Below are 26,256 nucleotides of genomic sequence, written 5' to 3' on the forward strand. Positions count from 1 at the left end.
GCTTTTCCCGAATGCTCGCTCACATCCCACCGTTCGGCGCAGCATCCTGACCGTTGGGCGACGCTGGCCAGTGCTTCTCTGGTACGCGCAGCGTGGCTCGTTCGATAGTGATTGCAGTCACATTGGCAGCGCGTGTCGAGCTGATGTGGACACATCACAATCAGGAGGAACCATGGGTAATGAAGCCCAACCCCAGGACGCAACTGCGTCCGTGGACTTCCAGGAAGTCCAGCAAACGGAACGGTTCAAGACGCTGCGCAAGCGGCACCGCAGTTTTGTCTTCCCGATGGCAGTGGCGTTCCTGCTCTGGTATTTCGCCTACGTTCTCTTGGCCGACTACGCCGTCGGCTTCATGTCCATCAAAGTTTGGGGCAACATCAACGTCGGCCTGATCCTCGGGTTGCTCCAATTTGTCACCACCTTCGGCATCACGGCCTGGTACGTGAGCTACTCCAACAGGAAGCTGGACCCCATCGCGGCCGGCATCCGCAATGAGATCGAGGGTCATCGGTTTGACAAGGACGGCAACGTAATCGAGGCAGGCAAATGAACATCAACCACATCGGCACCGTTGTCCCCGCAGTCAACGTCGGAGCACTGAAAGATACAACGCTCCTAAATATGGGCATTTTCGCCCTCTTTGTAGCTGTCACCATGGTGATCGTCTTCCGCGCCAGCAGGAACAACAAGACCGCGGCAGACTACTATGCCGCCGGCCGCTCGTTCACTGGTTCACAGAACGGTACAGCGATTGCGGGTGACTACCTTTCCGCGGCGTCGTTCCTCGGCATCACCGGCGCCATTGCCATCAACGGATATGACGGCTTCCTCTACTCGATCGGCTTCCTGGTCGCGTGGTTGGTGGCATTGCTCCTGGTGGCCGAACTCCTGCGCAACACCGGCAAGTTCACTATGGCCGATGTCCTGTCTTTCCGGCTTCGCCAGCGCCCGGTCCGCATCGCGGCCGCCCTCTCCACCCTCGCAGTGTGCTTCTTTTACCTCCTCGCGCAGATGGCGGGAGCGGGCAGCTTGATTTCGCTCCTGTTGGGAATCAGCGACTGGGGCGGACAAGCTTTGGTGATTATCGTCGTCGGCGCCTTGATGATCATGTACGTACTCATTGGAGGCATGAAGGGCACCACATGGGTGCAGATCATCAAAGCCATCCTGCTGATCGCAGGAGCTGCAGTCATGACTGCCTGGGTACTGGCGATCTACGGTTTCAACCTGTCCAACCTGCTCGGCTCCGCCGCCGAAGCCGCCAACAACCCAGCTGTTCTCAACCCGGGCCTCCAGTACGGCAAGACGGAAACGTCCAAGCTTGATTTCATGTCCCTCGGCCTGGCGTTGGTCCTCGGCACCGCTGCCCTCCCGCATGTCCTGATGCGTTTCTATACAGTCCCCACGGCCAAGGAAGCACGCAAGTCCGTGGTCTGGTCGATCTGGCTGATCGGTTTGTTCTACCTCTTCACCCTGGTACTGGGCTACGGTGCGGCAGCTTTGGTCGGAGCGGAAACCATTAAGTCGGCCCCCGGCGGCGTCAACTCTGCCGCACCCCTGCTGGCCTTCCACCTTGGCGGGCCGCTATTGCTCGGCTTCATTTCGGCGGTCGCATTCGCCACCATCCTTGCCGTGGTGGCTGGACTGACCATCACCGCTGCAGCATCCTTTGCCCATGACATCTACGCCAACGTCATCGCAAAGGGCAAAGCCGATGCCACCACAGAGGTCAAGGTAGCCCGGCGAACCGTGGTGGTGATCGGCATCCTGGCCATCCTGGGCGGCATCTTCGCCAACGGACAGAACGTCGCCTTCCTCGTGGCACTTGCCTTCGCGGTCGCAGCATCGGCCAACCTGCCAACCATCGTGTACTCCTTGTTCTGGCGGAAATTCACCACGCAGGGCGCGGTGTGGAGCATGTACGGTGGCCTGGCCTCGGCCATCCTGCTCATCACCTTCTCACCCGTGGTTTCAGGCGCAAAGACGTCCATGATCCAGGGAGCCAACTTCGCGTTCTTCCCGCTGAGCAACCCGGGCATCGTGTCCATCCCGCTTGCCTTCTTCCTGGGCTGGCTGGGAACCGTCCTGGACAAGCGCCGTGAGGATCCCGCCAAGCAAGCTGAGATGGAAGTGCGCTCGCTGACAGGCATCGGCGCAGAGAAAGCGGTGGACCACTAAGCTTCAACCAAAAACGGGGGCTCCTTCTGCCAAGTGGCAGGGGGAGCCACCGCCATGCCGCATCGAATTACTTCTTGAGGCTGAGCCACTCCTTCAACTGTTCCAATGGCCAGGTGGTGACGATCCGTTCCTTCGGCACCCCAAGTGCTTCGGCGCGCTCGGCGCCGTATTGGAGGAAATCCAGTTGGCCGGGGGCATGGGCATCGCTGTCGATGCTGAACAGGCAGCCGGCGTCAAGCGCCATCTTGATCAGCGTGTCCGGAGGGTCCTGCCGCTCCGGCCGCGAATTGATTTCTACGGCGACGCCCCACTCGGCGCATTCGGTGAAGACCTTGGCGGCGTCGAATTCGGACTCGGGCCGGGTGCCGCGCGATCCTTGGACCAAGCGGCCAGTGCAGTGGCCCAGCACGTTGGTGTGCGGATCACTGATACCGCCCAACATCCGCTTGGTCATGGTCTGCTTATCCGAGCGCAGCTTCGAATGGACGCTGGCCACCACGACGTCCAACCGGTCCAGCATCTCCGGGGACTGGTCCAGGGTCCCGTCCTCCAGGATGTCCACTTCGATTCCTTTGAGTAACCGGCAGCCGTCCTGGTTGGCATTAATCCCTTCCACGACGCCGAGTTGTTTCTCAAGCCGTTCTACGCTGAGGCCGTTGGCGATGGTCAGGTTGGGGGAGTGGTCCGTGAGGGCAAGGTATTCCCGGCCGAGGGTCTTGGCAGCGGCCACCATGGTTTCAATGGGCGAGCCGCCGTCGGACCAGTTGCTATGGCTGTGGAGGTCGCCGCGCAACGCTGCCTTGAGCGTGTGGCCGCCGGATGCCAAGGATTCGGTGCCGCGCTCGCGAAGGTCGGCCAGATAATCGGGCACCCTGTCTTCCATTGCCTGGGTAATGACTTCCGCGCTTCGGTCCCCAACACCTTTCAGGCTTGTGACTCTTCCATTTCGGATGAGCCTGGCCAGCTCTTCGGACGGAAGCTTCCGAACGGCGTCGGCTGCTTTCCTGAAGGCCTGGACCTTGAAAGACGGGGCTTGGCCGCGTTCCAACCAAAAGGAGATTTCTTCGAGCGCCTCAACGGGATCCATGGCTCCATGATCCACGAACCGGGCGCACCATCAACAGTGGGCAATGCCGATGATGCGCCGGTCCGGGCCATTGCCCCTAGTGGTGGCCGCTTGGAACCAGTCCCGGGTGTTTTCCTTCAGAGGGGGCCTGGCCGTGTTCCCCGTGGGGTACGGCGTGCTGGCCTGCCATCGATGCGGCCAATCCCGGCGTGGCCACTGAAGCAACAACGACGGCGGCCCCGAACGCGGCTGCCAGAAGCCGCCCGGTCCTTGGCAGGCCGTGGGCGCCGCCGTCGTTGGTCTTTGCCTGCCGACCCAGCCAGCCGCCCCCGGCAAGTGCCATGAGGGACAGGCCCAAGGCGGCAAGATGGCTCACATCAAGCGAGCCCTCAGTGGACGCCAAACGCCATGTGAGGACGCCGATATGTGCCGCGGCTGCCGTCGCCAGTCCGGGAAACGCAAGCCGGGTGAAGACAAGGGAGTTCCGGTGGAGCCCCCACAACGACCAAGCCAGTAAGGCTAGTCCAGCTGCGAGGGCCACCACTCCGGCAACCACCAATCCAGATGCAGCAGCTCCTGAAAGGTAGCCGGCCGCAAGGGACAGATCCACCAACCCGCCAGCCATGGCGGCGAAGTAGACGAACAACAGCACGGCTGAGTTCAGCGTGGGGTGGTGTTTGGCTTCCATGCGGCTCTCCTTGGACTCGCTGGTTCCGCGATCAGGCGCGGGCGGAGGCGACCACTGCCTTGTCCTGGGACAGGGCAACTCCCAGCAGCACAACAGCGCTGGCAAGGTGCAGCACGTTGTCCGCGCCGTTCAAGGCGATGATGTTCAGCGAAGTGCCCACGAGGAACAGCCCGAGGATACCCACCAGCAGGTAGACGCCGCCGACCGCGGTGTTCACGGATTTGGACAGCGTGACGCTGTTCATGCCCGCATAAAGCAGGGCCGCCCCGATGGCTAGGTGAATGACGTTGTGCAAGGGGTTCACCGCGAAGATGATCAGGTTGGCACCTTCAGTGGCGAAGAACCCGGTTCCCGAGGTAACGAAGAATCCGAGCACGCCTACCAAGAGGTATACGGCTCCGAAGATGGTGGCGATCAAGCGATTGGGCGAAGTACGCATTGGTCCGAACCTTCCGGTGATGGCCGGGACTTTCCCGGCCGTCCTGTGGAACCCCGGGCGGGGCTCTCAAGCAGTGATTCGGACCATGCGCTGGTGTGGATGGGTGGAACCTGAAGATTTTTTTGGAGCCGTTACGGACGCAGGCGGATGCTGCTCATTTTGAGGTCGTTTGTGCCCTCGAAAACGTACTTGAGATCGATGCTCTTGCCACTGCATTGCAAGGTTCCCGCGATGTCCGCTTTGTTATTGCCGTTATCCGAGTTGACGCTGACGGAGTTGTAATTGGGCTTGCAGGAATCATCAAGTTCCAGGCTGGCAATACCGTCGATAAAGGACTGCTTATCCAGTTCGTCCTTCAAGGCTGGGTGCAGGTAGTTGTCGTAGGCCTGTTCTGTTTGCCCTGAGACCACCAGGCTGGTGAACTCGTCAGCCAAGGACCTCGCCTTTGATGTCGCGCTGCCCACCACGTTCACCAGCACCAGGATGCCAACCACAGCCAGGACGATCACTCCTGCCACGATGCCAAGGACGATCCAGAGCACCTTCTTGCTCTTGGCCGGCGGCGGGAACTGTTGGCCGTAAGGGCTTTGGGCATACGGGTTTTGCGTAGGTGGGTACTGGCCAGACGGGTACTGGCCGGGCGGGTATTGGCCTTGAGAACCAGGGGACGACGGCGGCTGTTGCCACTGAGGGGGCGTCGAATTCTGTGGGGGGTACCCGGGTCCGGGTGGGACGGGTGGCGGGTTTTGGCCGTATTCATTTTCGGTGTGTTGGCTGCCGTCTCGACCATTGGGTTGTTGCGGGTTGCTCACTGTAGTGCCCCTTTCGGCAGCCTGCGGCAGCGCCACCACGTAGCCGGGAACCGCTGGCCGGCCCCCGATGCGTCCACCTGCATCAAATCGCATCCGCGGTTCCACAGGCAAGAGGGTTCCAAAGGCAAGAGCACCAAGGGTCATAACCGAAGGAGAAAAAGATGGCTCAGGCTTCGGAGCGCCGCCCCAGCAGGGGTTGTACCCGGTAGGGAATCATTTCCCGCATGGCCAAGGCGGTATCGGTGCGGTCAACGCCGTCGCAGGCAAGGATCTTGCCATTGATCCGGTAGAGGTCTTCTGCGTCCAGCGCAACCACGCGCAACAGCAAGTCTGCTGATCCGGTCAGACCGAAACCTTCCAGGATCTCAGGTATGTCTGCCAGGTCCTTCGCCAGCGAGGCGAGTTTCTGTTGCTGGACGTGCACGGTGATGAACGCCGTGAGCGGGTAGCCGAGGGCTACCGGGTTGATGCGCCGCTCAAAGGAGAGGAAAGCGTGCTTCTTCTCAAGTTGGGCCATGCGAGCCTGCACCGTATTGCGGGATAGGCCCAGTTTCTGGGCGAGGGCCACAACTGTCCCCCTGGGATCCTTTGCCATCGCTGAAAGAAGCCGGGTGTCGGTGCCATCCAAAGGTTGCATAATGCGCAAGATTAGCACGGCCTGGCGCATCTCAATATGGCAGAATGCTCAAGATTTTGGAGGGTAGTTGTACCCGATGCGTCTTGTGAGTAGGGTCACAATTAACCCGGGCGAAGGAGCCAGGGGGTCGGTCTGCGGCTGGATCACAAGTCCAGCAGGGCCGGCAAAACCGAGCCGGAAGGTTGCGATCACCTGTGTTGACGGATAAGGCGGGCAAGGGAGTGCAAAATGACGCTCCGCGCCCCGGACAAAGTGCACAAAATCCTTTGCGGACGGGGGGCAACCTCCTCCAGTTGGTGTCGCCGGAAGGCGAGCGGATCAGCCACCCGGAATTTGATCTCTGGATCAAGGACATCGGCGATGAGCAGTTGGGCTCCTTGTTTGAGGACATGACTGTCATCCGCCGCATCGACACAGAAGCCACGGCCCTCCAGCGGCAGGGTGAACTGGCCTTGTGGCCGCCGCTGCTGGGACAGGAAGCAGCCCAGATTGGCTCAAGCCGCTCCTTGCGCGACGACGACTTTGTCTTCCCCAGCTACCGTGAGAGCGGCGTGGCCTACATCCGCGGCGCCCATGTCTCGGAGATCGCCCAAGTGTGGCGTGGAAACGCCCTCTACGCTTGGGATCCTCAGCGAATCAACATGGCGACACCCCAAATCATTATCGGTTCCCAGAGCCTCCATGCCACGGGGTACGCCATGGGCGTCCAACTGGACGGTGCCAGCACGGCAGTGCTTGCCTACTTCGGAGACGGCGCCACAAGCGAGGGCGACGTGAGCGAGGCCATGGTGTTCGCCGCCAGCTTCCAGGCACCCGTAGTGTTTTTCTGCCAGAACAATCATTGGGCCATTTCTGAACCCGTGCGGGTGCAGTCCCACGTTCAATTGGCGGACAGGCCAACGGGGTTCGGTATCCCCAGCCTGCGTGTTGACGGCAATGATGTCCTCGCAGTCATGGCCGCTACGCGTTGGGCTTTGGACCGGGCCCGCAGCGGCGGCGGGCCAACGTTTATCGAAGCGGTCACCTATCGCATGGGCCCTCACACTACTGCCGATGATCCCACCCGTTACCGGGACCCGAATGAGCTGGAGGACTGGGCTGCCAAGGATCCTATTCTCCGGCTACGGAGGCTCCTGGACGTCAAGGGCCTGCTCACGGAAGACCTGGAAGGCAGGGTCAAAGCCAAGGCTGACGCTGTTGCGGCCGAACTCCGGAACAGTTGCGTCAACATGCCCGATCCGCAGCCGTTGGACGTCTTCAACCACGTGTACAGCACACCGAATTCCTGGATTGAACGCCAGAAGGATCACTATTCGCGTTACCTGAACAGCTTCAACCAGCCTGTCGAGGAAGGTGCACTCTGATGTCCAAGCTCACGTTTGCCCGGGCCATCAACGCAGGCCTCCGCAAGTCACTGGAAAACGATCCCAAAGTCGTCCTCATCGGCGAGGACATTGGTTCGCTCGGTGGCGTCTTCCGTGTCACCGACGGACTCCAAAAAGACTTTGGGAAGCACCGGGTGATCGATTCGCCCCTGGCCGAGTCCGGCATCATCGGAACAGCAGTGGGCTTGGCATATCGGGGCTACCGCCCAGTGTGCGAGATCCAGTTCGACGGCTTCATCTATCCGGCTTTCGACCAGATCGTCAGCCAGGTGGCCAAGATGCACTACCGTACGCAGGGGCGGGTCAAGATGCCCATCACCATCCGCGTTCCGTTCGGAGGTGGCATTGGCTCTCCGGAGCACCATTCGGAATCGCCGGAGGCCTACTTCACCCACACGTCGGGCCTTCGGGTAGTTGCGGTGTCCAACCCGCAGGACGCCTACACGATGATCCAGCAGGCCATAGCTTCGGATGATCCTGTGCTCTACTTCGAACCCAAGCGCCGTTACCACGACAAGGGTGACGTCGACGAGTCGATCGATCTCTCCAACGCCATGCCCTTGGACAAAGCAGCTGTGGTCAACGCCGGATCGGACGTCACGCTTGTGGCGTACGGTCCTCTCGTCAAGACCGCAAAGGATGCGGCACAGGCTGCGGCCGATGAAGGAATCTCGGTGGAAGTGATTGACCTCCGTTCACTGGCTCCCGTTGATTACCCGGTGGTGGAAGCATCTGTGCGAAAGACGGGCCGCCTGGTCATCACGCACGAGGCCGGTCAATCCGGTGGCCTCGGGGCGGAGATTGCCGCCAGCATCACTGAGCGCTGCTTCAACTACCTGGAGTCCGCCCCCGTCCGGATTACCGGTTTCGATGTTCCATATCCCTACTCGAAGCTTGAAATGCATCATTTGCCCAACCTGGACAGGATTCTGGATGGCGTAGACCGCACCTTGGGCCGCCCCAACTCCCTGAGTGGACTGGAAGGATGACCGCCACCATGATCAAGGAATTCAGGCTGCCGGACCTTGGCGAAGGCCTTACCGAGTCGGAAATCCTGAGCTGGAAGGTCGCGGTAGGGGACACCGTCACCCTCAATCAGGTTATTGCCGAGGTTGAGACCGCCAAGGCAGTCGTTGAGCTGCCGTCGCCTTTCGCAGGCGTGGTGGCGGCCCTGCACGAGCAGCCGGGGTCCGTGGTGGAGGTCGGTAAACCGATCGTCTCCTTCGAAGTGGACGACGCCGGGGCCTCCAATGGAGGCAACGCCAACGGCGGCGGTAACTCGACCGCCGTCGAGGCTAAGGCTGCGGCGCCCCAACCTGAAACGCCCCAACCTGAAACGCCCCAACCTGAAACGGCTGAGGCTGGGGCTGACGTGACGCCCGCCAAGAGGGAGCCGAACCTGGTAGGTTATGGCGCCGTCGTCGAGGACACTGGGCGCCCGGTCCGCCGCGCCCGCGGCCTGGTACAAGCTGCGGCAACAACAGTGCAGGCAAAGCCCAAACCCGACGATGTCCCTGCCGAGCGTCCGCGTTCCACACCCCCGGTCCGGAAACTGGCCCGCGATCTTGGAATCGACCTGCAGTTGGTTTCCGGCACTGGTCCGGGAGGACTCATCACGCGGGAAGACGTCCAAAACTTCGCTGGTGAAGCGGAAGCCGCAAGCGCAGTACCAGCACAGCCAGCCGCAACAGGCGATCGTGAAACGCGTACACCCATTAAGGGTGTCAGGAAGTTCACTGCGTCAGCCGTGGTGCAGAGTGCCTTCACCGCCCCGCACGTGACGGAATTCCTGACGATAGATGTCACGGCGACCATGGAATTGCTCGCGCGACTGAAGGCCAGCAAGGCGTTCGAAGGCTACAAGCTCACCCCGCTTACGATTGCGGCCAAAGCGGTCCTGGTCGCTTTGCGGAACAATCCAACGCTGAACTCGCGCTGGGATGAGGCGCGCCAGGAGATCATCCAGTTCAACTACGTCAACCTTGGGATCGCGGCTGCCACGCCGCGTGGCCTTACGGTACCAAACATCAAAGACGCCGAGCGCCTGAACCTGCGGGAACTTGCCACAGCGCTGTCGGAACTCACGGATACCGCACGTGCCGGCAAGACGTCCCCGTCCGACCTCTCGGGCGGCACCATCTCCATCACCAACATCGGCGTGTTTGGGATCGACGCCGGGACGCCTATCCTCAATCCAGGCGAAGCTGCCATTGTCGCCTTGGGCGCTGTGCGGAAGGCGCCGTGGGTAGTGGATGATGAGATCGCGGTACGGCAGGTCATGTCCCTGAGCTTGTCCTTCGACCACCGCTTGGTGGACGGCGAGCAGGGTTCGCGCTTCCTGGCGGACCTTGGCGCTATCCTGGCCGACCCCGCCATGGTGGTGACCATGGTTTAGCTCCGCCCACATGTGAAGCTGCGCCGGCCCACCCCTTTACGAGTGCTTGCAGGAAACTGCGGCTAAGGGGTGGGTCGTCGCGCGTTCAAGCCCACGCGTTCAGTCCTCCGTGGGCGTGGTCCGGTTGGAGTGGTAATCGCGCCAGCTGTGTTCCGGCTCGAAACCAAGGAGGCGGCGGGCTTTGTCGACGGACAGCATGGTTTCGTGCTGGCCCAGGTCTTTGACGACCTCGACGCCGGGAAAGACTTCGGCGGCCAGTTCGGCGCTGCTTCTGCTCATCACGGTGTCGGAAGCGGCGATAATGAAGGCCTCAAAACCGGATGTGCCATTCTCCAGGGCGCGGACAACGGCTTGGGCGCCGTCGCGGGCATCAATATAGCCCCACAGATTCCACTTACGCAGGGTAGCGTCCGAGTCGAAGGACGGGAAGGCGTCGTAGTCCTCCGGGTCCATCACGTTGGAGAACCTGAGCGCGGTGATGCTCAAAGCAGGGTCCCAGCGCGTGAGCTGGATGGCCATCTGCTCCTCGAGGTGCTTCACCAGGGAGTAGGTGCTCTCGGGTCGCGCCGCGTACTCCTCGTCCACGGGGATGTAGGGAGGGTCGATGTCGAAGGGGAGCCCCAGGACCGTCTCGCTGGAGGCATAAACCACCTTCTTGATGCCCGCTCTTCGTGCTGCTTGGAAGATGTTGTAGGTGGACAGCATGTTGTTTTCAAAAATGGCGGCGTCGGGGGCCAGCCCCGGTGCGGGGATGGCGGCCAAGTGGACGATTGCGTCCAAGCCGTTGTGTTGGTCATCCAAACCGAGGACAACGTCCAGGACCTGCCCGTAATTGCGGAGGTCCACGTTCACGTAGCCGCGGCCCCTTTTTCCCGCACGGTCAATGTTGAGCACCTGGTGCCCGTCCTGCGCCAGTCGACGGACCACGCTCCTGCCCAGTTTTCCGCTTCCGCCAGTGACGGCAATCCTCATGGTGCGCTCCTCAATAGTGGCTGGTACCAACCCTGTTGCTTTATGGATTCAGCATGGGTTCGAGCTTCAGCCTAGGCTTCACTGCCGCCCCGCACAGCCCCTGAAACTGGCCCTGTGAGTCCTAGGAATACTGGAACGGCCCAAGAACATAAGGGTTGCCTGTGAAGGTGGCAGGTCGCAGGCAGGGGAAATCAGGCAACTGGCATCGCATCCGGCACCCTTCCGCATACCGGGGCACCGCCTTGGCCGGAGCCGGCATCGTTGTCGGGCAGGCTTATGTTCTCTGGGGTGTGTGGTGGTGGTTGCGTCGGGGTGTTTGTTTGGGGTCGATGTGGGGTGGGGGGATGAACCAGGGAACCCCTGTTGTGATGTCGATGCGCCAGTTTTCTTTGTGGATGAGGTGGTGGTGGTGGCTGCAGAGCAGGGTGCCGTTGTCGGTGGAGGTGGTGCCGCCGTGGGCCCAGTAGGTGATGTGGTGGGCCTCGCACCAGGGGGCGGGCATGGTGCAGTCGGGGAAGGCGCAGCCTTGGTCCCGGGCGGTGATGGCTTTGCGGATGTGTGGTGGGAAGATCCGGGTGGTGCGGCCGATGTCCAGGACCCGGGATTCGCTGCCGAGCAGGACCGGGATGATGTCGGCGTCGCAGGCGATCTTGCGGATGGTGTTCGGGTGCATCGGACCCAGGAACGTTGCTGTGCCTGTGCTGAGTCGTTGGTGGTTGTTGAGTCGTTGGTGGTCGTTTAGTCGTTCGAAGAGGTCGCGTTCGTCGATGGTGACGGTGAGTTGGGGTCGGAGTCCGCCGTTGGAGGGCAGTTTCCCGGTGGTCATCGCGAGGGCACAGGCTCCGACGAGGCCGTTGAGGAGTTTCTGGGCCCGGGTGCGACGGTCCAGATCCGGTCCGCCTGAGCTGTGTTCTGGTCCGGGGTGGAGTGCCGTTCCGGTGCCATCGTCTCGGCTGGTGCTGCCGTCAGGTGCCGTGCCGGGCTCGCCGTAGTGGCCGGAGAGTCGTGGGTTGGTGGCGGTGTTCATGGCGGTGGCCAGGGTTTCGTATTGTTCTGCGGTGGCGAAGATTTCGATGTGGTGGAGCCCGTGGCGGCGTCGGCGGCGGAGGAACGCGCCTTGGAGTTGGCGGAGGACTTCTTCGGATGGTTCGGGACCGTCTTGGTCGATCGAATCGACCCAGCGTTTGGCCATTTTGGTGACGAAGTCCGGATCGGATTCAATGGCCGTGGCGCTGAGGGCGTGTTCCATCCGGGTGATGGTGTCGTCATCGGTGAGCTGCCGGACTTTTTCCAGTGCGGTGCTGATGATCGTCGCGGAGCGGGAAGGCACCAGGGCTGAGGAGAGGGCTTCGGCCAGCACTTCGCGCCGTGCCGGGATCTCCTGCCCGGCCATTCCGGCCTGCAGAAGGACGTCGGGTGCGAGGGCGAGCCTGCGCCGGGCTTCCCCGATGCTGATCCGCAACCTGGCCCGAAGGAACTCAGTGGCATTCCGGTACCCGTCATCCAGGACGCTGTCCGTTCCCGCGACCGTCGCACCCGTGGCCGGTTCAGTCCAACCGGTCCGCCACTCCGGCGGGCCAGCTGGCGCCCCCGGCGACGCATGCTGTGCTTCCTTCCGGGTCCTTTCCACTGCCTGCGCCGCGACAACCTGCAAGTACTCCAACGACCGGGAGATCTCCTCGATCCTGCCGGCAAAGTCAGCGGCCTCAATAAACCCAAACAGCCGCGCCGCATCGGCCGCTGCGGACAACCGCAACGGGTCCAGAAGAGCCGCGCCGTCCTCAAAAAGAGCTGCCAGGTCCCGTCCGGTGTCCGTGGCTCTGGCGCCTGTTGACCCGCTACCCGTGGCTATGGCGCCCGCGGGCCCTGAAGCCGGGGCGAAACTGGCCTTGCCGTTGAGCAGCGCAGCGTCGTTGCCCAGCCCGGCTCTGTTGCCCAGCCCGCCTTGGAAATGGCCGATCGCGGTGATGGACGCCGTCGAATCCTTGAACCCGGCCTTGACCAGGTCCGGCATCCTCAAAAAGCGCTGTGACCGGGCCGCGGTCAGGGCAGCGACAACAGGGGACGGTTCCGTCCGAAGTGCTGTCAGCTGCTCCATATCTTCCATGATCAAAATCATTTCATCGGGGTCCGACAGTAATGATGGAATTGGCTTGTGTTGCGGTGTGACTCTGCCTCCGACTGACGCCCTTGTGGTTTGTCTTCAAAATGATCTGTCCGCCGTGACGCAGGCTGTAATAAGCGCGGCGGCCAGGTGGACATGACCTCATAGGAGCCTGCTCAAAGAATCCCATTACTGTCTTGTCTGACCACCCGGCCGGCGTGCCCTTCATGTTCCATTGCACGCAACAGAAGGTCAGGGCAGTTTCATCATGGCAAAACAACATCCGAAAGTCATCGCTGGGATCGACACGCATGCCGATACCCACCACGTCGCCGTCATCAGTGAAACAGGGCGGCATCTAGGGGACAAGGAGTTCCTTGCCGTCGGTTCCGGCTACCGGCAGATCGTGGAGTTCATCACCGGATTTGGCCCGGTCTCGTCCATCGGCGTGGAGGGCACAGGCAGTTACGGAGCGGAGCTCGCACGCGTCCTGAGTCGGGAGCACTTCTGGGTCCTGGAAGTGATGCGTCCAAACCGGCAAGAACGCCGGCTACGGGGCAAGTCTGATCCGTTGGATGCCTATCAGGCTGCGGAAGCTGCACTTGCCGGCAGCAGGGTTGCGACGCCAAAAGCCAGGGACGGGGCTGTGGAATCACTACGTGTTCTGCGCGCTGAACGAAACTCTGCCATGCGGGCAAGGGTCGCGGTCATGGCTCAGATCAAGAGCATCCTGGTCTCTGCTCCTGAGCCCATCCGGGCGAAGTACCGCGGCTTAAGCCGCGTTGCAATGATGAGCGCACTGGAGAAAAGCCGACCGATCGGTGACCCTGCCGAGCCTCCAAACGCCACCGCCATCGTTCTCAAGCGCTTGGCTGTCCGCTACCGGCACCTGAACACGGAAGTGGCCCTGATCGATACTGAACTCGACGCAATCCTCACCATTCACGCCCCTACGCTCAGGGACATTCAGGGTGTTGGCACTGACGTTGCAAGTCAGTTGCTGGTAACCGTAGGCGACAACTCCGAAAGGGTCACCTCGGAGGCAAGGTTCGCAGCCCTGGTCGGCGTTGCCCCCATCCCGGCCGCCTCAGGGAAAACCACCCGGCATCGACTTAGCCGTGGCGGAGACCGGCAAGCCAATAAAGCCATCCATCGCGTAGTGCTCGTACGGATGATGAGTGATAGCCGGACCAAAACCTACGTGGCCAGGCGCCGACAAGAAGGCAAAACCACCAAGGAAATCATGCGCTGCCTCAAACGCTACGTTGCACGTGAAATCTATGACCAGATCATGCACCCCCACCCAGCACCCTTCGCCGGGCAGCTCCGGGCCCTGCGGAAAGCCAAGAACATCACCCTCCAGGCCGCCGCTGATGACCTCCGCGTCTGGCCTACCGCACTATCCCGTCTCGAACGCGGACTCACCCGCGACGACAACTTCCACAAACGCTACGAAAGCTGGCTCAACGACCATTGACAGCAATAGGAGCATCAGTTTAAGAGGCACCTGGAAGGCGGCCCCTCAATCTCCCGAAAAGAGTAAACAATCAGGCTGCTGTCAGGGCAGCCAAGGCCATCTGTTCCAGAATGGGCCTGGCAGACTTCACCGCGATCTTCCGTCCGTGATGGCGAACGGAGTGGGGCGTGGAGTTGATGAGGCCGAAGGCAGCATGTGCCCGGACACGGAGGCCGGCGACATCCGCGCCGGAGTGGATGCGTCCGAGGACGTCCACCCACGTTTCCACGTAGGCGCGCTGCAGGGACCTGACTTCCGCTTGGTCGGTACTGCTGAGGCTCCCGAAGTCCCGGTCCTGGACGCGGATGACGTCCGGGTTGCTCAGGGCAAAGTCCACTTGGAACCGGATCAAGCCTTTCAGGGCGTCCGTGGGATTGTCCGCTTCCGAGACCACCCGGAGGCCGCCGTCGAGCAGATCGCGGCTGACGCTGAGGAGGAGCTCGCCGAGAACAGCTTGCTTGCCGGGGAAGTGCCGGTACACAGCGGGTCCGCTAACCCCTGCCGCCGCCCCAAGGTCCTCAAGCGACACCCGGTTGAAGCCATTCTCTGCAAAGAGTCCCGCTGCGGCTGAAAGCAATGCCACCCTGCGGAGCTCCTTGGCTTGGCCGCGTTGGGTTGCTGCGGCTGGGCTGCGGACAGTGCCTGTTTCCGGGCCTCCGGTCACGTTCTCCTCCTTGATGCAGTCCCACTGTGCTGGACATCACAGTTAATAAAGACTAACCTAAATTTCAGTTACGTGGCACTAACCGAAATGGCCTGGGGCCGGGAATGGAACAGCGGTCAATGGAGACAATTGCCAGCTTGGCAGGAACCGATAGCGGCACCTTTGAAGCCAACCAGGAAGCACAGTTGGCGCTCGTAGGGGAATTGAAGGAACGCCTTGCCGCAGCAGCTCTCGGGGGACCCGTGAAATCCAGGGAGCGGCACGTCGCCCGTGGAAAGTTGTTGCCCCGGGAGCGAATCGACTACCTCCTGGATGAGGGCAGTCCCTTCCTGGAGATTGCGCCTTTGGCCGCCAACGGAATGTACGACGACGATTCGCCGGGCGCCGGGGTCATCGCGGGGATCGGCCTGGTCCATGGACGCCACGTGCTGGTGATTTCCAATGACGCCACGGTCAAGGGCGGCACGTATTACCCCATGACCGTCAAGAAGCACCTCAGGGCCCAGGAAATCGCCCTGGAAAACAAGCTTCCGTGTATCTACCTGGTGGATTCCGGGGGAGCATTCCTGCCCAAGCAGGACGAGGTCTTCCCGGACAAGGAACACTTCGGCCGGATCTTCTATAACCAAGCCAGAATGTCCGCGGCCAAAATCCCGCAGATCGCTTCGGTGATGGGTTCGTGCACGGCCGGCGGGGCATATGTGCCGGCCATGAGCGACGAGACTGTGATCGTCCGCAACCAGGGCACCATTTTCCTCGGTGGGCCGCCCCTGGTGAAGGCAGCCATTGGCGAGATTGTGACCGCTGAGGAGTTGGGCGGCGGTGAGGTGCATTCAAGAATTTCCGGAGTCACTGACCATCTGGCCGAAAACGACCAGCATGCGTTGGAGATCGTCCGGGACATCGTTGGCACGTTACCCAAGCCGGCCCAGCCGGCATGGGATGTGCTCGACGTCGTCCTGCCGCCCGTCGTCGATCCTTCAGAGATCTACGGCGTGGTTCCCACGGACGTCAACGCACAGTACGATGTCCGCGAAGTGATCGCACGGCTCGTGGACGGCTCCGAGTTCCATGAGTTCAAGAAGAACTACGGCACCACCCTGGTGACCGGGTTCGCGCACCTGCATGGACACCCCGTTGGTATCGTGGCCAACAACGGCGTCCTGTTCAGTGAGTCCTCACTCAAGGGCGCCCACTTCATCGAACTCTGCGATCAGCGCGGGATCCCGCTGATCTTCCTGCAGAACCTCTCCGGGTTCATGGTGGGCAAGGACTACGAGCAAGGCGGCATCGCCAAGAACGGCGCAAAGATGGTCACCGCAGTCGCAACAGCCAGGGTGCCCAAGCTGACCGTCGTTATCGGTGGTTCCTTCGGCGCCGGAAACTACTCCATGTGCGGGCGGGCCTACTCGCCGCGTTTCCTGTGGATGTGGCCGGCGGCGCGGATCTCGGTGATGGGCGGAAACCAGGCCTCCAGCGTGCTGGCAACAGTCAAGAGGGATCAGTACCAGGCCGCCGGCCAGGAATGGTCCGCGGAAGACGAAGAGGCCTTCAAAGTCCCCATCAAGCAGCAGTATGAGGACCAAGGCAGCCCGTACTACTCCACTGCGCGGCTCTGGGATGACGGCATCATCGATCCCGCAGACACTCGCCGCGTTCTGGGAATGGCCCTGGATGTCGTGTCCCGCCAACAACTACCGGAGACCTCCTTCGGCCTCTTCAGGATGTGAGCATGACCCTGCCAACAGCACCTAACGCCAACCCGGCGTCCCGACCGTTCAACGCCGTTCTCGTCGCCAATCGAGGCGAGATCGCTTGCCGCGTGATCCGAACCCTGAAGGACATGGGCATCCGCTCCGTCGCCGTCTACTCGGACGCAGACAAGCACGCCAAGCACGTCGCGCTCGCCGATACTGCAGTAGCTATCGGCGGGACGGCGCCGTCGGAGAGCTACTTGAAAATCGATGCCATCATCGATGCCTGCCGCCGCAGCGGTGCGCAGGCAGTCCACCCCGGTTACGGCTTCCTCTCCGAGAATGTGGAGTTCGCGAAAGCCCTGGACGCCGCAGGTATCACGTTCATCGGTCCTGCTGTTGACGCGATCGAGGTTATGGGCGACAAGATCCGCTCCAAGAATCACGTCATGGCTTACGACGTCCCCTGCGTGCCCGGCATTGCGCTACCCGGACTCACGGACCAGGAACTGATCGATGCTGCGCCCGGAATCGGGTTTCCTTTGCTCATCAAGCCCTCAGCGGGTGGTGGCGGCAAGGGGATGCACATCGTGGAGCGGCCCGAAGATATGGCCGCCGCCCTGCAGACTGCACGTCGCGTAGCAGCCTCGGCCTTTGGGGATGACACCCTGTTCCTGGAACGGCTCATCAAGACTCCCCGCCACATCGAAGTCCAAGTCCTCGCGGACAACCACGGAAACGTCATCCACCTTGGCGAGCGCGAATGCTCCCTCCAACGGCGTCACCAGAAAGTCATCGAAGAAGCCCCCTCGGCACTCTTCGGATCGCTGGTGGACGGCGCCGATGAACGGGCGCGGATCGGCGAGGCTGCCTGCAACGCCGCGCGCTCGGTCAAATACAGCGGTGCCGGAACCGTGGAATTCCTGGTGTCCGATGAAAACCCGGGCGAGTTCTTCTTCATGGAAATGAACACCAGGCTCCAGGTGGAGCATCCCGTCACAGAGATGGTCACCGGGGTGGACCTCGTTCAATGGCAGGTGAGGATCGCCGCCGGTGAGGTGCTCACCGTGGCGCAGTCCGACGTCGTACTTAAGGGCCACGCCGTGGAGGCGAGGGTCTACGCCGAGGTGCCCGAACGGAACTTCATGCCCTCCATGGGACGCGTGATGGGGCTTGCCGAGAATGGCACGGCGGATCCCAAGGTGCTCGGAGAACAGCGCGCCCACGCCAATGTCCGGATCGACTCGGCCATGCGCGACAACCTTCTGATCACGGGCGACTACGATCCCATGCTGGCCAAGGTCGTTGCCTGGGGCGAAGACCGAACCACCGCCCTGGACACCCTGGACGCTGCGTTGGGCCGGTACACCCTGCTTGGCGTCGACACGAATGTGGAGTATTTGCGGCTGCTGATCAATGATCCCGACGTCCGTGCCGGTCACTTGGACACGGGGTTGATCGAACGAAAGCTGCCGTCCATGGAGTTCAGGCACGCGGGCGCCAACGAATTGATTGCTGCCGCATTGACGCTGTGGCTCGAAAAGAAGGCGACGTTGGGTGCTTCTACCCTCGCCGGTAGCGCCTGGAGCTCGCCGGACTCGTGGCGCATCGGCGGGCGCGCCGCTTGGACAGCCAGCCTCGGACTGCCTGGGGGCGGCACCGCCACAGTTGCGTTGACTGAGGACTCGGGCATTTTCACGGCAGTCATCGACCACGGCCCCGAAGCGGGACGCGCCGCCAAAGTCACAGTGGTGGAGCGCACTGGGGACGGCATCGTCCTGGAGATCGACGGCGGTTCGGTCACCTATGCGGTAGGCGCAGTGCCCGAGGGGGTCAGTGCGGCCCGCGAGATCTACGTTGGCAACGATGGCTGGGCCTGCCGCCTGCAAGTCCTGGACCGTGCCGAACGTCTCCGGCGGATGCTTGCCGGGATCCAGCGTGAAGAAGGCGCTGCAGACCCGGAAGTGCGCTCGCCGATGCCGGGGACTGTGGTGTCCGTGGCAGTGGCCAACGGAGACGTGGTCAAAGAGGGGCAGGCACTCCTGGCCGTCGAGGCCATGAAAATGGAGCACCAATTGGTGGCATCGGTTTCCGGAACCGTCCACCTCACCAGCAAACCCGGCGACCTGGTCAAAGCGGACCAGGTGCTCGCCACTATTCACGTAGCCGATCCTCTTGAAGGGTCCGCAGAAACCGCCGCAGACACAAACAAGCCCGCCAACACAAACAAGGAAGTCCAGCCATGAGCACTTTTGACCTCAACGAGGAGTACCAGGACCTCAGCGATTCCGTCCGCGAATTCGCGGACGAAGTGGTGGCTCCTGTGTCCGCCAAGCACGACGAAGAACACAGCTTCCCCTATGAAGTGATCAAGCAAATGGGGGAGATGGGGCTGTTCGGTCTGCCGTTTCCGGAGGAGTTTGGTGGAATGGGCGGGGATTATTTCGCCTTGGCGCTGGCTTTGGAACAGCTGGGCCGGGTGGACCAGTCCGTAGCTATCACGCTGGAGGCCGGCGTGTCCCTCGGCGCCATGCCCGTGTACCGTTTCGGCACGCAGGAACAGAAGGAGCGCTGGCTCCCGGAATTGGCATCCGGACGATCCTTGGCAGGATTCGGTTTGACTGAGCGGGAAGCCGGTTCCGATGCCGGCGGCACCAAGACCCACGCCCACGTGGAGAACGGCGAATGGGTCATCAACGGCAACAAGGAGTTCATTACGAACTCCGGCACGGACATCACCACGTTGGTCACGGTCACCGCCGTCACCGGCAAGACGGAAAACGCGGACGGCAGCACCAAGAAAGAAATCTCAACTATCCTGGTGCCCACCGAAACGCCGGGCTTCAGGGCCGAGAAGGCCTACAACAAGGTGGGCTGGAACGCCTCGGATACACATCCACTGACTTTGGACAACGTCCACGTTCCTGAGGCGAACCTCCTGGGCCAGCGGGGCCGGGGATATGCCAACTTCCTGTCCATCCTGGATGAGGGCCGCATCGCCATCGCGGCCTTGGGTACCGGCGCGGCGCAGGGCTGCGTGGACCTTTCGGTGAAATACGCCAAGGAACGCAGCGCCTTTGGGCAGAACATTGGCAAGTACCAGGCCATCCAATTCAAGATCGCCAGGATGCAGGCCAGGGCCCACACGGCTCGTTTGGCTTACTACGACGCGGCGGCAAGGATGCTGGCCGGCAAGCCGTTCAAGACTGAAGCCGCCATCGCTAAGATGGTCGCAGGCGAGGCAGCCATGGACAACGCGCGGGACGCCACCCAGGTGTTCGGTGGCTATGGCTTCATCAACGAGTTCACGGTGGCGCGCCATTACCGCGATTCCAAGATCCTTGAAGTCGGGGAGGGCACCACCGAGGTCCAGTTGATGCTCATCGCCCGCGAGCTGGGTCTGTAACCGTACGGGAAGGATCAAGGATGATTGACAAGGTTGTTGCCAGCGCCGCGGAAGCGGTGAAGGACATCCCGGACGGCGCCTCGCTCGCCGTTGGCGGTTTTGGCTTATGCGGTATCCCCGTCTCACTCATCGACGCACTCCACAGCCAAGGCACCACGGACCTCGAAACCGTCAGCAACAACTGCGGGGTGGACGACTGGGGCCTGGGCATCCTCCTCAGGGACGGACGTATCCGCCGTACCATCAGCTCGTACGTGGGAGAGAACAAGGAATTCGCCCGGCAGTATCTTGCGGGGGAGTTGGAAGTTGTCCTGACCCCGCAAGGCACCCTGGCCGAGAAACTGCGGGCCGGCGGTGCAGGCATTCCCGCCTTTTACACCAAGGCAGGCGTGGGAACCCAAGTGTCCGAGGGCGGCTTGCCGCAAAAGTACGACGCCGAAGGGAACGTTGCGATTGCCTCCGCGCCTAAGGAGGTGCGCACCTTCAATGACGCCGACTACGTGCTGGAAGAGTCGCTGACTCCGGACTTCGGCTTGGTCCATGCGTGGAAGGGCGACCGCCACGGAAACCTCGTTTTCCATGCAGCAGCCATGAACTTCAACCCGCTCTGTGCCATGGCCGCCAAGACGACCATCGCCGAAGTCGAAGAGCTTGTGGAAACCGGCGAGCTCGACCCCGAGCACATCCACACTCCGGGCATTTTCGTCCAGCGGGTGGTGGTGGCCCCCTCCACGGAGAAACGGATTGAGAAACGGACGGTGGCTCTGACCACCAGCCAAGCAACCGGGCAGGCAGGAGCATCACAATGAACGACAACACGTATCAGGACATCCCGCCCCGCCCCGAAGCCGTGCGGCACGAGTATCGCCGTGCCGACGTCGAACATCACGAGGCCAAAGGCTGGAGCCGCAACGAACTTGCCGCACGGGTAGCCCATGAACTCATCAACGGTCAGTACGTGAACCTGGGGATCGGGATGCCCACGCTGATCCCCAACTACATTCCCGCGGGGGTGGAAGTGATCCTCCACTCCGAGAACGGCATTCTGGGTGTAGGCCCGTACCCTGCCGAGGACCAGGTTGACCCGGACCTCATCAACGCAGGCAAGGAAACTGTCACTACCAAACCAGGGGCTGCATTCTTCGATTCGGCCTCGTCCTTTGGCATGATCCGTGGCGGCCACGTGGATGTGGCGGTCCTGGGGGCCATGGAAGTGGCGGCCAACGGCGATCTTGCCAACTGGATGATCCCCGGGAAGATGGTCAAGGGCATGGGCGGCGCCATGGACCTTGTGTTCGGTGCCAAGAAGGTCATCGTCATGATGGAGCACGTGGACCGCAACGGCAGGCCCAAGATCGTCAAGGACTGCACCCTGCCCCTGACGGGCAAGGGCTGCGTGGACCGGATCATCACCGACCTTGCCGTGATCGACGTCGTCAAGGACGAAGGGGAGCCGCGGCTGGTCCTTCGCGAGCTGGCCCCCAACGTCACCTTGGACGATGTGGTGGCAGCCACCGGTGCTGAACTTTTCGAAGAGGACCAGGAACTCACCGTATGACGCGGGTTGTTGAGCAGCGCGGACTGTACTTCGATGAGCTTGAAGAGGGCGTGATCTACGCGCACAGGCCCGGACGAACCGTGACGGAGACGGACAATGTCCTGTTCACCACCTTGACCATGAACTCCCAGGCGCTGCATCTGGACGCAGCCTGGAGCTCGGCGCAGCCGTTCGGGCAGCGGCTGATGAACTCTATGTTCACACTGTCCACGATGGTGGGGCAGTCGGTGACCCAGCTGACGCAGGGCACCATTATCGCCCAGCTGGGGCTGACGGATGTCACCTTTCCGCACCCGCTCTATCACGGGGATACCCTGTACACGGAAACGGTGATCACCGGTAAACGGTTGTCGTCCTCGCGTCCCGGCCAGGGCGTGGTGACCATGCAACATACCGGCAGGAACCAGGACGGAGTGGTGGTGGCACTTGCCACCCGTACCTGCCTGATGTGGACCGAGGAAGCGCACACCGCGCAGTCCTAGGCCGTTTCCCGCATTGTCAGTATTCCAGCAGCAAGGAACCGTTATGCCTTCTCCCGACTCGCCCCTCCACGGAGCGGTTGCGCCGTTCACTATGGGGCCGGCACTCCTGTTTTGCCCAGCTGACCGGCCGGAACGTTTCGGCAAGGCAGCGGAGCGCTCGGACGCCGTGATCCTTGACCTCGAGGATGCCGTTGCTCCGGGGGACAAACAGCGTGCCCGGGGCGCGATCCTCGGGCAGCTCGGATCCGATGGGGACGCCGCTGAGCTTGACCCCAGCCGGACGATTATCCGCGTTAATCCTGTGGGCTCGGCCGAATTCGAGAAGGATCTCCACAGCCTGGCGCACTCTCCCTACCGCACTGTCATGCTCGCCAAAGCGGAGAGTGCCGAGCAGCTCAGGGCGCTTGAGGGCTACCGCGTGATTGCGCTCTGCGAAACAGCCGCCGGCGTCGTCAATGCTTCAGCCATCGCAGCCGAACCCAACGTCGTTGCCTTGATGTGGGGCGCGGAGGACCTGTTGGCCTCCTTGGGCGGTCTCTCCAGCAGGAACGACGACGGCGGCTACCGCGCTGTGGCCCTGCACTCACGGTCCGCTGTGCTGCTTGCCGCCAAGGCCGCGGGCAAGGAAGCCATCGACTCCGTCTATGTGAACATCCCCGATCTCCAGGGCCTGGCGGCGGAGTCCTTGGACGCCGTGGCCAGCGGTTTCGGTGCCAAGGCCTGCATCCACCCGAGCCAGGTGGCAACAGTACGCGAGGCCTACGCGCCATCGCCTGAAGCCGTGACTGAGGCCGCGGAGCTTCTCGACGCAGCGTCTGCAGCCGGGACAGGTGTCTTCCAGTTCAAGGGCAAGATGATCGACGGCCCCATCCTCAAGCATGCCGAGGCAACTCTGCGCCGGGCCCGGCACGCGAGATGACAGTTAATACCAATGTTTTTCGGTGTCATGTCTCAGGACATTGAGGACACTTCGAGTCTCAGGACTTCGTGGACACTGTATGTCTCATGACGTCGTGGACACTTGGTTCGCCATGAAGCCGCGGGGTTTGTTGTTGCCTATGTATTTGGTTCCTCTTGGCGGGCGCGGATGGGAAATGATTTCGGTTCCGTGCCCGTCGAAGAACATGATGCGTTGTGCGTCGTAGAGGATGTGGATTGTTTCTCCGGCGCGGTCTCTGCCTACTTGGAAGTGCGTGCCCACGACCGTGACGACGCCCAGGCGGCTGACGGTTCTTCGTACGGTTCGCCGGATCTGGGTTTTGATCTCAGAGATCACGGGGACCGAGGGGGCGGGCACTTTCTCGGTGGCTTCCCAAGCCTGTTGGGGAGTCATTCGGGCCGGCAGTGCCTGATGTTCACGCTCGGTGTTGTAGTAGTGGTCGAAGGTGTCGACCTGGGCTTGAAGATCCTTGATCGTTGAAGCCGGTTTTTGCTTGTGCAGAAACCGGTGCAGTGTGCGGTGGAATCGTTCGTTCTTGCCCTGGGTGGTGGGCTTGTAGGGCTTGCCCGTGATCGGTTCGACTCCGAGAGATCTCAGGTAGTCCACCAATGCCCCGCTTCGTCCCCTGCGTGTGGGGTTCAGGGCCATGCCGTTGTCGGAGAGAAACTTCCGGGGAACCCCGTGTTTACTGATGGCATGTTTGACCACCCGCAGGGCCGCTTCGCTCGTTTCTCCGGCCGCAACCAGTGACGCCAAGGCCAAGCGTGAATGATCATCAATGAGCTGGAAAATCACAACCTTCCGCCCCGTTTTCCAGCTGCCATTCCGTGGCGTCGATCTGCCAGCAACAGTTCGGTGCGGGATATACGAACCGGCGGTAAGCGTTTCGAGGCTTCTTCCGCGGCTCCGGAACCACCATGCCGGCCTTGGTAAAGAGCCGGGCAAGCGTTGCCCGGGACGGCGGTTCCACACCGTCCCGGCGCATCCTTGCCTGAACGCTCAAAGGCCCATGGTCATGGCCTTGGGCCTCCAACGCTTCCCTCACATGCAAAGCCAACGCGGTGACCCCTGCGGGAGTAGCGTTAGGGCTGGTACGTGGCTTGGTCGAACGCATAGCCATCGCTTGTGCCGGCCCACCCGACACCGCAGCGGCCCTGACCTTATAGAACCAAGACCGTGAGACGTTGTGCTCGCGGCAGAAGGCTGCCACGGCACCTCGAGGACTCTCCTCAGGCCACGAGGCGACAAGATACCGGACCTTCATATCGGGTTTGAGTTCGCTCATGGAACGAGCAAAACCCGCACAAGTGCCCACGATGTCCCGAGACACACTGTCCACGATGTCCTGAGACAGAAGTGTCCATTAAGTCATGAGACTCCACAACCAATGTTTTTCGGGAACATTGGTATTAACTGCCAATTCGACGGGCGGCTGGAGCCCTAGGCGCGGACCGGTGCGGCGCGTACCGGCGTCGAGAGTTCCGTTAGCTCCACCATCCCTGGGCGCTTGACGGTGCTCTTGATGACTACAGCGCTCCCGTTCTTGGCGGATTCCAGCACAGACTCCATGACCTCAAGGGCGTGGAAAGCCAGTTGGCCTCCCGCGCGGGGCTCTTGTCCGGCCGGAGTGGCCGACAAGTCAGCGATGCCGAAGCCGCGGCCGGCATCAACGTAACCGGCGGATACAGGCAGCGTTTTCCACTCCTCGGCTCCCAGCTCGAACAACTGCACGTCGCCGTCGAAGTGGTTGGGATCCGGAACAACAAGCGACCCCTTCTCCCCATGGACTTCGATGTTGGGGCTCTTGGTCTTGACGGCGTCGAAGCTCATGAACAGCGTGGACAAGGCGCCGGATGCGTGCACCAACACACCTGTGACGTGGGAATCGATCTCCACCGTCACTTTTTGCCCCTTGCGGGGACCGGAACCGATGGTTCGTTCGCTGCGCGTATGGCTGGCTGCGCCCACCACCGACACTACGGGGCCGAGCAACGTGACCAGAGCGGACACGTAGTAAGGGCCCATGTCCAGCAGCGGACCCCCGCCGGGCTGGTAGTAGAAGTCGGGGTTCGGATGCCAGCGCTCGTGCCCGGGCGTAGCCATGGTTGCGGTCGCCGAAACAGGAGCGCCAATCAGGCCGTCGTCGATCGCTTTCCGGGCGGTTTGGATACCGGTGCCGAGGACAGTATCCGGGGCACAGCCGACCATCACTCCGGCCGCGTTGGCTGCCTCGAGTACTTGCCGGGCCTCGGCCGTGGTTGCCGCCAACGGCTTCTCGCCATAAACGGCCTTGCCCGCCGCGATTGCCTTGAGCGCGATGTCCGCATGCGCGGCCGGGATGGTCAGGTTGAGAACAAGTTCGACGTCGTCCGCCGCCAGCAACCCATCCACGGACAACGCACGGACGCCGTCGTAGGATTCAGCAACTGCTTCGGCACGGGCGGGATCAAGGTCCGCGACGGCTACCAGGTTGATGGCGTCCAGTCGGCGGAAGCTCGCAAGGTACTGGGCGATGATGGCGCCGCAGCCAATGATTCCTACATTCAGCGGTTTGGCTGGTTCTACCGGGATGCCCACAGCATGCCCCTTTCGATGATGGTGCGGACGTTGGAGTCCTGGAGGATTTCCACGCGGTGGCCGGGAGTGGAGACGAAGATTCTTCCCTTGCCCCACTGCCTGGTCCATATAGCAGGCGAGGTGACCTCACGGTTCCACGGGTCCCATTCGCGTACCTTCTGGGTGGTGGTGGCCAGGACGTCGATGTAGTCATCGGCCAGGACCCAATACTGCTCGGTGACGAGGTCGAAATCGCCGATTCCCTGGGTAATGGGATGCTCTGCTGCAGCCGGAAGCATGTTCACGGTGTAAGGCACATAGTTGTCTGACTGTTCACCGGTCCGTTCGTCCTGGTGCTTGCCGGGGTGGCAGGCGAACTGGCCCCCGATCAAGTGAAGGTAGTCCGAGGTGTTGCGGTAGGAATCGGCGATGCCGCCATGCCAACCGGCAAGTCCGGTGCCATTTTCGACGGCGGTGCGGAGCCCCTCGAATTCGTCCTTCTCGATGGTGGACATCGTCATGCACTGCACGATCAGGTCCACTCCGGCCATGTACTCCGCGTCAGCGTAGATTTTGGGGGATTCCTCCACCCGGACCTCGTAGCCGTTGTCCTTGAGATAGGGGATGAAGAGTTCCGTGGCTTCCACCGGCTGGTGTCCGTCCCAACCACCTCGAACCACCAGTGCGGTCTTGTTCTTGCTTGTCATGTCTTCCTTCGTAATACGTAAGCGTCCGGGTGAGTCTGTTGGTGTTCGAAAGTCGGT

25 protein-coding genes are annotated in these 26,256 nt (G+C 61.9%); 13 read left to right on the top strand and 12 right to left on the bottom strand.

Going from position 1 to position 26,256, the window contains the following annotated elements; all coding sequences use genetic code 11:
* The first annotated feature begins 172 nt into the window (after positions 1 to 172).
* Both LDN75_RS07455 and LDN75_RS07460 read left to right on the top strand, forming a co-directional pair.
* The gene (locus tag LDN75_RS07455) at positions 173 to 550 is read left to right on the top strand and encodes a DUF485 domain-containing protein (protein WP_223936505.1); all 378 of its coding nucleotides are present in this window, start codon (positions 173 to 175) and stop codon (positions 548 to 550) included.
* Entirely contained in the window at positions 547 to 2,178 is a 1,632-nt protein-coding gene (locus LDN75_RS07460) for a cation acetate symporter (RefSeq protein WP_223936506.1), read from the top strand. The genes LDN75_RS07455 and LDN75_RS07460 overlap by 4 nt, the downstream gene beginning before the upstream one ends.
* A gap of 67 nt (positions 2,179 to 2,245) precedes the next feature.
* On the opposite strand, the gene LDN75_RS07465 is transcribed toward LDN75_RS07460, so the two are convergent.
* From LDN75_RS07465 to LDN75_RS07485, 5 genes are all read right to left on the bottom strand, one after another.
* Entirely contained in the window at positions 2,246 to 3,265 is a 1,020-nt protein-coding gene (locus LDN75_RS07465) for a PHP domain-containing protein (RefSeq protein ID WP_223936507.1), read from the bottom strand.
* Positions 3,266 to 3,341: 76 nt separating this feature from the next.
* On the bottom strand, positions 3,342 to 3,932 hold the full coding sequence (locus LDN75_RS07470; protein ID WP_223936508.1) for a hypothetical protein: 591 nt from the start codon (positions 3,930 to 3,932) through the stop codon (positions 3,342 to 3,344).
* A gap of 31 nt (positions 3,933 to 3,963) precedes the next feature.
* The gene (locus tag LDN75_RS07475) at positions 3,964 to 4,371 is read right to left on the bottom strand and encodes a DUF4383 domain-containing protein (RefSeq protein WP_223936509.1); all 408 of its coding nucleotides are present in this window, start codon (positions 4,369 to 4,371) and stop codon (positions 3,964 to 3,966) included.
* 131 nt (positions 4,372 to 4,502) lie between these two features.
* Positions 4,503 to 5,276 (bottom strand): hypothetical protein, encoded by a 774-nt coding sequence (locus LDN75_RS07480; protein WP_223936510.1) that lies wholly within the window; start codon positions 5,274 to 5,276, stop codon positions 4,503 to 4,505.
* Between the two features lie 73 nt (positions 5,277 to 5,349).
* The gene (locus LDN75_RS07485) at positions 5,350 to 5,820 is read right to left on the bottom strand and encodes an Lrp/AsnC family transcriptional regulator (protein WP_223937518.1); all 471 of its coding nucleotides are present in this window, start codon (positions 5,818 to 5,820) and stop codon (positions 5,350 to 5,352) included.
* Between the two features lie 194 nt (positions 5,821 to 6,014).
* On the opposite strand from LDN75_RS07485, the gene pdhA reads away from it, so the two are divergent.
* The 3 genes from pdhA to LDN75_RS07500 are packed head-to-tail and all read left to right on the top strand — an operon-like array spanning position 6,015 to position 9,600.
* The gene (pdhA, locus tag LDN75_RS07490; RefSeq protein ID WP_223936511.1) at positions 6,015 to 7,184 is read left to right on the top strand and encodes a pyruvate dehydrogenase (acetyl-transferring) E1 component subunit alpha; all 1,170 of its coding nucleotides are present in this window, start codon (positions 6,015 to 6,017) and stop codon (positions 7,182 to 7,184) included.
* Positions 7,184 to 8,194, top strand: a complete 1,011-nt coding sequence (locus LDN75_RS07495; RefSeq protein WP_223936512.1) for an alpha-ketoacid dehydrogenase subunit beta — start codon at positions 7,184 to 7,186, stop codon at positions 8,192 to 8,194. The genes pdhA and LDN75_RS07495 overlap by 1 nt, the downstream gene beginning before the upstream one ends.
* Positions 8,191 to 9,600, top strand: coding sequence for a dihydrolipoamide acetyltransferase family protein (locus LDN75_RS07500; RefSeq protein ID WP_223936513.1), 1,410 nt, complete (start codon positions 8,191 to 8,193; stop codon positions 9,598 to 9,600). The genes LDN75_RS07495 and LDN75_RS07500 overlap by 4 nt, the downstream gene beginning before the upstream one ends.
* A gap of 99 nt (positions 9,601 to 9,699) precedes the next feature.
* Here LDN75_RS07500 and LDN75_RS07505 read toward each other — a convergent pair whose 3' ends face one another.
* Positions 9,700 to 10,572, bottom strand: a complete 873-nt coding sequence (locus LDN75_RS07505; protein WP_223936514.1) for an NAD(P)-dependent oxidoreductase — start codon at positions 10,570 to 10,572, stop codon at positions 9,700 to 9,702.
* 274 nt (positions 10,573 to 10,846) lie between these two features.
* Entirely contained in the window at positions 10,847 to 12,679 is a 1,833-nt protein-coding gene (locus LDN75_RS07510) for an HNH endonuclease signature motif containing protein (RefSeq protein WP_223936515.1), read from the bottom strand.
* 265 nt (positions 12,680 to 12,944) lie between these two features.
* Here LDN75_RS07510 and LDN75_RS07515 point away from each other — a divergent pair, with 265 nt between their 5' ends.
* A complete protein-coding gene (locus tag LDN75_RS07515; protein WP_223932928.1) occupies positions 12,945 to 14,153 on the top strand; it encodes an IS110 family transposase in 1,209 nt (402 codons plus the stop codon).
* A 70-nt stretch (positions 14,154 to 14,223) separates the two neighbouring features.
* On the opposite strand, the gene LDN75_RS07520 is transcribed toward LDN75_RS07515, so the two are convergent.
* Positions 14,224 to 14,856, bottom strand: a complete 633-nt coding sequence (locus tag LDN75_RS07520) for a TetR/AcrR family transcriptional regulator (protein WP_223936516.1) — start codon at positions 14,854 to 14,856, stop codon at positions 14,224 to 14,226.
* Positions 14,857 to 14,975: 119 nt separating this feature from the next.
* Here LDN75_RS07520 and LDN75_RS07525 point away from each other — a divergent pair, with 119 nt between their 5' ends.
* From LDN75_RS07525 to LDN75_RS07555, 7 genes are read left to right on the top strand one after another with little or no spacing between them, the layout of a single operon-like run.
* Positions 14,976 to 16,586 carry a carboxyl transferase domain-containing protein gene (locus LDN75_RS07525; protein ID WP_223936517.1) on the top strand — a complete coding sequence of 537 codons (1,611 nt, stop codon included), beginning with the start codon at positions 14,976 to 14,978 and terminating at the stop codon, positions 16,584 to 16,586.
* Between the two features lie 2 nt (positions 16,587 to 16,588).
* The gene (locus LDN75_RS07530; protein ID WP_223936518.1) at positions 16,589 to 18,796 is read left to right on the top strand and encodes a biotin carboxylase N-terminal domain-containing protein; all 2,208 of its coding nucleotides are present in this window, start codon (positions 16,589 to 16,591) and stop codon (positions 18,794 to 18,796) included.
* Positions 18,793 to 19,956: an acyl-CoA dehydrogenase family protein gene (locus LDN75_RS07535; protein ID WP_223936519.1), complete on the top strand. Its 1,164-nt coding sequence runs from the start codon at positions 18,793 to 18,795 to the stop codon at positions 19,954 to 19,956. The genes LDN75_RS07530 and LDN75_RS07535 overlap by 4 nt, the downstream gene beginning before the upstream one ends.
* Before the next feature lie 20 nt (positions 19,957 to 19,976).
* A complete protein-coding gene (locus LDN75_RS07540; protein ID WP_223936520.1) occupies positions 19,977 to 20,765 on the top strand; it encodes a CoA transferase subunit A in 789 nt (262 codons plus the stop codon).
* Positions 20,762 to 21,514: a CoA transferase subunit B gene (locus LDN75_RS07545; RefSeq protein ID WP_223936521.1), complete on the top strand. Its 753-nt coding sequence runs from the start codon at positions 20,762 to 20,764 to the stop codon at positions 21,512 to 21,514. Before LDN75_RS07540 ends, LDN75_RS07545 begins: the two co-directional genes overlap by 4 nt.
* The gene (locus tag LDN75_RS07550) at positions 21,511 to 21,996 is read left to right on the top strand and encodes a MaoC family dehydratase (RefSeq protein WP_223936522.1); all 486 of its coding nucleotides are present in this window, start codon (positions 21,511 to 21,513) and stop codon (positions 21,994 to 21,996) included. Before LDN75_RS07545 ends, LDN75_RS07550 begins: the two co-directional genes overlap by 4 nt.
* Before the next feature lie 43 nt (positions 21,997 to 22,039).
* Positions 22,040 to 22,915, top strand: a complete 876-nt coding sequence (locus tag LDN75_RS07555) for a CoA ester lyase (protein ID WP_223936523.1) — start codon at positions 22,040 to 22,042, stop codon at positions 22,913 to 22,915.
* Between the two features lie 84 nt (positions 22,916 to 22,999).
* On the opposite strand, the gene LDN75_RS07560 is transcribed toward LDN75_RS07555, so the two are convergent.
* From LDN75_RS07560 to LDN75_RS07575, 4 genes are all read right to left on the bottom strand, one after another.
* On the bottom strand, positions 23,000 to 23,731 hold the full coding sequence (locus LDN75_RS07560) for an integrase core domain-containing protein (protein ID WP_263422351.1): 732 nt from the start codon (positions 23,729 to 23,731) through the stop codon (positions 23,000 to 23,002).
* On the bottom strand, positions 23,712 to 24,221 hold the full coding sequence (locus tag LDN75_RS07565) for a hypothetical protein (RefSeq protein ID WP_223937695.1): 510 nt from the start codon (positions 24,219 to 24,221) through the stop codon (positions 23,712 to 23,714). Before LDN75_RS07565 ends, LDN75_RS07560 begins: the two co-directional genes overlap by 20 nt.
* Positions 24,222 to 24,376: 155 nt before the next feature.
* On the bottom strand, positions 24,377 to 25,513 hold the full coding sequence (locus LDN75_RS07570; protein WP_223936524.1) for a Gfo/Idh/MocA family oxidoreductase: 1,137 nt from the start codon (positions 25,511 to 25,513) through the stop codon (positions 24,377 to 24,379).
* The gene (locus tag LDN75_RS07575; RefSeq protein ID WP_223936525.1) at positions 25,498 to 26,199 is read right to left on the bottom strand and encodes a ThuA domain-containing protein; all 702 of its coding nucleotides are present in this window, start codon (positions 26,197 to 26,199) and stop codon (positions 25,498 to 25,500) included. The genes LDN75_RS07570 and LDN75_RS07575 overlap by 16 nt, the downstream gene beginning before the upstream one ends.
* Between the last annotated feature and the right edge of the window lie 57 nt (positions 26,200 to 26,256).

It is taken from the genome of Arthrobacter sp. StoSoilB5 (genome assembly GCF_019977235.1).
Lineage (GTDB): Bacteria > Actinomycetota > Actinomycetes > Actinomycetales > Micrococcaceae > Arthrobacter.

Coding starts and splice junctions, on each gene's coding strand:
- LDN75_RS07510 (WP_223936515.1), bottom strand. CDS start 12,679: ATGGAAGATATGGAGCAGCTGACAGCACTTCGGACGGAACCGTCCCCT.
- LDN75_RS07455 (WP_223936505.1), top strand. CDS start 173: ATGGGTAATGAAGCCCAACCCCAGGACGCAACTGCGTCCGTGGACTTC.
- LDN75_RS07495 (WP_223936512.1), top strand. CDS start 7,184: ATGTCCAAGCTCACGTTTGCCCGGGCCATCAACGCAGGCCTCCGCAAG.
- LDN75_RS07525 (WP_223936517.1), top strand. CDS start 14,976: ATGGAGACAATTGCCAGCTTGGCAGGAACCGATAGCGGCACCTTTGAA.
- LDN75_RS07485 (WP_223937518.1), bottom strand. CDS start 5,820: ATGCAACCTTTGGATGGCACCGACACCCGGCTTCTTTCAGCGATGGCA.
- LDN75_RS07540 (WP_223936520.1), top strand. CDS start 19,977: ATGATTGACAAGGTTGTTGCCAGCGCCGCGGAAGCGGTGAAGGACATC.
- LDN75_RS07575 (WP_223936525.1), bottom strand. CDS start 26,199: ATGACAAGCAAGAACAAGACCGCACTGGTGGTTCGAGGTGGTTGGGAC.
- LDN75_RS07530 (WP_223936518.1), top strand. CDS start 16,589: ATGACCCTGCCAACAGCACCTAACGCCAACCCGGCGTCCCGACCGTTC.
- LDN75_RS07505 (WP_223936514.1), bottom strand. CDS start 10,572: ATGAGGATTGCCGTCACTGGCGGAAGCGGAAAACTGGGCAGGAGCGTG.
- LDN75_RS07555 (WP_223936523.1), top strand. CDS start 22,040: ATGCCTTCTCCCGACTCGCCCCTCCACGGAGCGGTTGCGCCGTTCACT.
- LDN75_RS07545 (WP_223936521.1), top strand. CDS start 20,762: ATGAACGACAACACGTATCAGGACATCCCGCCCCGCCCCGAAGCCGTG.
- LDN75_RS07465 (WP_223936507.1), bottom strand. CDS start 3,265: ATGGATCCCGTTGAGGCGCTCGAAGAAATCTCCTTTTGGTTGGAACGC.
- LDN75_RS07565 (WP_223937695.1), bottom strand. CDS start 24,221: ATGAGCGAACTCAAACCCGATATGAAGGTCCGGTATCTTGTCGCCTCG.
- LDN75_RS07550 (WP_223936522.1), top strand. CDS start 21,511: ATGACGCGGGTTGTTGAGCAGCGCGGACTGTACTTCGATGAGCTTGAA.
- LDN75_RS07535 (WP_223936519.1), top strand. CDS start 18,793: ATGAGCACTTTTGACCTCAACGAGGAGTACCAGGACCTCAGCGATTCC.
- LDN75_RS07475 (WP_223936509.1), bottom strand. CDS start 4,371: ATGCGTACTTCGCCCAATCGCTTGATCGCCACCATCTTCGGAGCCGTA.
- LDN75_RS07470 (WP_223936508.1), bottom strand. CDS start 3,932: ATGGAAGCCAAACACCACCCCACGCTGAACTCAGCCGTGCTGTTGTTC.
- LDN75_RS07500 (WP_223936513.1), top strand. CDS start 8,191: ATGACCGCCACCATGATCAAGGAATTCAGGCTGCCGGACCTTGGCGAA.
- LDN75_RS07515 (WP_223932928.1), top strand. CDS start 12,945: ATGGCAAAACAACATCCGAAAGTCATCGCTGGGATCGACACGCATGCC.
- LDN75_RS07460 (WP_223936506.1), top strand. CDS start 547: ATGAACATCAACCACATCGGCACCGTTGTCCCCGCAGTCAACGTCGGA.
- LDN75_RS07480 (WP_223936510.1), bottom strand. CDS start 5,276: ATGCGATTTGATGCAGGTGGACGCATCGGGGGCCGGCCAGCGGTTCCC.